This is a genomic window from bacterium, assembly GCA_037147175.1.
Taxonomy (GTDB): Bacteria; Cyanobacteriota; Vampirovibrionia; order Gastranaerophilales; family UBA9971; genus UBA9971.
The window spans coordinates 1-3,272 of the sequence record JBAWVS010000099.1 but is presented as its reverse complement, the minus strand read 5'-3'; the positions used below and the strand labels follow the sequence as shown (position 1 = coordinate 3,272).

At 27.6% G+C, this 3,272-nt stretch carries 4 protein-coding genes; 2 read left to right on the top strand and 2 right to left on the bottom strand.

From position 1 onward, the window contains the following. A partial coding sequence (locus WCG23_13190; GenBank protein MEI8390826.1) for a potassium-transporting ATPase subunit KdpA occupies window positions 1-646 on the bottom strand: 646 nt, incomplete at its 3' end. An 827-nt stretch (window positions 647-1,473) separates the two neighbouring features. Here WCG23_13190 and WCG23_13185 point away from each other — a divergent pair. Next, window positions 1,474-2,457 carry a magnesium transporter CorA family protein gene (locus tag WCG23_13185; GenBank protein ID MEI8390825.1) on the top strand — a complete coding sequence of 328 codons (984 nt, stop codon included), beginning with the start codon at window positions 1,474-1,476 and terminating at the stop codon, window positions 2,455-2,457. Window positions 2,458-2,489: 32 nt separating this feature from the next. Here the strand turns inward: WCG23_13185 and WCG23_13180 are convergent, their stop codons facing one another. Beyond that, the gene (locus WCG23_13180) at window positions 2,490-2,891 is read right to left on the bottom strand and encodes a hypothetical protein (GenBank protein ID MEI8390824.1); all 402 of its coding nucleotides are present in this window, start codon (window positions 2,889-2,891) and stop codon (window positions 2,490-2,492) included. Between the two features lie 139 nt (window positions 2,892-3,030). Here WCG23_13180 and WCG23_13175 point away from each other — a divergent pair, with 139 nt between their 5' ends. Then, on the top strand, window positions 3,031-3,228 hold the full coding sequence (locus WCG23_13175) for a hypothetical protein (GenBank protein ID MEI8390823.1): 198 nt from the start codon (window positions 3,031-3,033) through the stop codon (window positions 3,226-3,228). The last annotated feature ends 44 nt before the right edge of the window (window positions 3,229-3,272 follow it).

Here is a 3,272-nt window from a genome sequence, read left to right as displayed (position 1 = left end):
GAAGTAGTAAAACTTGTCCGTAAAAAAAAGGAAAAGAAGAAACTCCAAGCGTAGGGTTGAAATTTTGAATAACTCCCTGTGAAACGAGGAAAATAGAAAATATTATTGATAAAGGCAATAATATATAAACTATAGAACGTGTTAAATCCACCCAAAAATTTCCGATTTCAGTTGTCGTTTTTCTCGAAAATCCTCTAATAAATGCTATTGCAGCAGCAATACCAATCGCAGCAGATAAGAAATTTTGAACAGTCATTCCAAGCATTTGAGTTAAATAGCTCATTGTCTGTTCACCGCTGTAAGCCTGCCAATTTGTATTAGTTACAAAAGAAACGGCAGTATTTAAAGCCGTATCCCATCTTAAACTTGCAAGTTTTTGAGGATTCAACGGCATAAAATACTGAATTTCCTGTAATATAAACAGAAATACTATTCCTATTATATTTAAAATTAAAAGACTGAAAGTATAAGTCTTCCAGTCCATTTCCTTGTTTTTTTCAATCTTAAGAAATTTATAAATCCAATTTTCCGGTGCAAAATTAAATTTGCCTTCAAACACTTTAGCCATATATTCGCCTAAAAGTAAGGCTAAACCTGTCAAAATCGCTAATAATACTGCTACTTGAAATACATAAGTAACATTCATAAATTCGTCTCCTGATTACATATATTTATTACTATCTATTTAATGAATGGTATATTAATCCTGCTAAAGAGCAATGTCAATTAGATTTTTTGGGTGATTCTATTATTATTATTCACATTTTGTTTGAAATAAGGATAAAAAACATAAAATCATTACAAATATGCAGTAAATATGCTAATTATTACTAATAGATATAAAAACAAAGCAACTATTTATAAGTTATTTTGGATTTTAAATTTTGAAAATAAATATAATGCTATATAACCTAAGATTTAACAAAATATAAAAATATTACCAGCTTGTATTTATAATTTAATGAGCATATAAACAATAATTATAAAAATATTAAACAAAAATATGTTTTTTAAGCTATAAATGCAGACTTTTTATTTAAATAATGTTTTGAAACAGTTCTTTACAATAGAATATATTTTTAAAGACGTAAGTTTATCCAGCTATAAAATCGCATTTTGAAATTATGCTGATAAGATTTGTTATGTAACTTTCAATTTAAAACACCTGTTATATCATTTTTGATTTCAAGCCAAACTTTATTCGCTTAAAATTTCTTCTATCAAATTGGCATTTCTGATTTTGTAAAATGATAGTTTTTTAGAATATATCCTTTTTTTACGAATTGAAGAAAAATTTAAGTGCAATTTTTTTAAGCAAAAATTCAATACACATTTTCTATCTTTTGCTTTTTTGAACCTACTTAAAAATTAGCAATTTTACAGAATTATATTATATGAAATGTTTCTCGTTTTAGACTTTTTGATTTAATATTTAAAAATAGTGTGTTAACTGTTTTGGAGAAATAATTAAAAATGATTGATATATTGCTTTTTAACAGAAATCTTCAGGAAGTTAAAAATATCCAAATAGATGAAGTTTCCGCCTCTGTTGGTAATCCTGAAAACCTTATATGGGTTGACATTGAGTATGCTCCTGATATTTATCCGTCTCAGGAAATTAAAGACCTTCTTCAAAATGTCCTTAAAATTCATCCGTTAAATATTGAAGATTGCACAATATCAGGACAAAACCCGAAATTTGAAGAGTTTCAGGATTACAGTTTTTCAATAGTTTACGCTATAAAGAACTTAAACGGGGAAGAAGTCAAATTTGATGAAATCGACATTGCTATCGGTAAAAATTACGTGCTTACATACAGACATACACTTATTGAAGAAGTGGACACAGTAAAAAATACTTTTAAATCCAAAATAAACCATATACACAAAAATTCTTCAATGCTTTTTCACACAGTAATTGACCACATAATCGATGGTTACCAGTCAGTTGTTGAAAATTTAGATATAAAAATCGATAAAATGGGCAACAAACTCTTTAAAGCCCCAAACCAACCAAAGATAATAATAGGATTAAACTCTATAAAAGAGCTTTTAACTGAAATAAGAAGTATTGTTGTTGCGGAAGAAGGTGTGTTTTTGAATGCGAGCAAAGGATTTTATTCAATAGTAAATGAAGAGGAAAATATCTTTTTTAAGGATATTTATGACCACCTGAATAAAATCCTTGATAAAATTGATAAACAAAGCAGCACTATTTCAAATCTTTTTCTTATTCAGATGAACTTATCAACCCAAAAACTAAATGACCTTATAAAATTTCTTACGATAATTTCTGCTGTTTTACTTCCTGCAAGCGTTATAGCAGGAATCTTCGGGATGAATTTTCATAAAATGCCTCCGTTAGAACATCCGGCAGGTTTTTATATAACAATCTTTTCTATGTTTTTTGTAGGGCTTTTAATGGTAATATTTTTTATTAAGAAAAAATGGATTTAAAGTAAACTCTTCGAAATGGCAACAATAGTAAATTAATTAATATTTAACAGACTTAATTGCATTGAACTATGCTGCTTTAGAGCCTCAGACTCGATTCTTTTCTTTGCCATATTATTTAAAACGTTGCTTTGTTTTTCGGGCAGAGCTGTTGGAAATCTTACAGAAATCATTTCTTTTGGAACAGTATAAGTTTTAGAAATATATTTTCCGTATTTATCGGTTTTTGTTAATTTATATAATTGGGGGAATTCTTGGCAATACTTATCCAGCTTACTTATCAAAGCTTTATTATATGTGTAGATACTCGCTTCTTTATCTTCTTCATTAAAATTAAAAGTTGTGACTCTCTCATATCCGGTCAGGGCAAAACTGTTTTCTCTGGCTTTAACATCTTGTTGCGTAAAACTTATTGTCTGCTTTTTGATTTTTGCCATTTCTTTTAAATGCTCACAACTTTTTATTTATGCAATCTACGATATGATTTTAAACAAATATAATGTATTATGGCAAGCTATTTCATATCCTGATGAAAATTTTATTTGACATTTATAGACAACTGTCTATAATGATAATATGCTTACAGAAAAACAAAAAATATTCTTTGAGAAATTAAAAGAATTATACGGCAAAGAACCACTTCCCAGCTTTGAAAAGATTGCAACAGAGTTTAATTTTAAACACAAAAATTCTGTCTGGCAGTATTTTAACAAACTTAAAGAAGCTGATCTTGTCAGGGAAATTAATAACAAGTTTTTTATTAAGGGATATTAATTAATTCTTTTGATTCTGATAAAAATTAAATTTATACTTTTTGT

What these genes read in the sequence shown, in the direction of transcription:
- WCG23_13185 (MEI8390825.1), top strand. Translation starts at nt 1,474, where the DNA reads ATGATTGATATATTGCTTTTTAACAGAAATCTTCAGGAAGTTAAAAAT.
- WCG23_13180 (MEI8390824.1), bottom strand. Translation starts at nt 2,891, where the DNA reads ATGGCAAAAATCAAAAAGCAGACAATAAGTTTTACGCAACAAGATGTT.
- WCG23_13175 (MEI8390823.1), top strand. Translation starts at nt 3,031, where the DNA reads ATGCTTACAGAAAAACAAAAAATATTCTTTGAGAAATTAAAAGAATTA.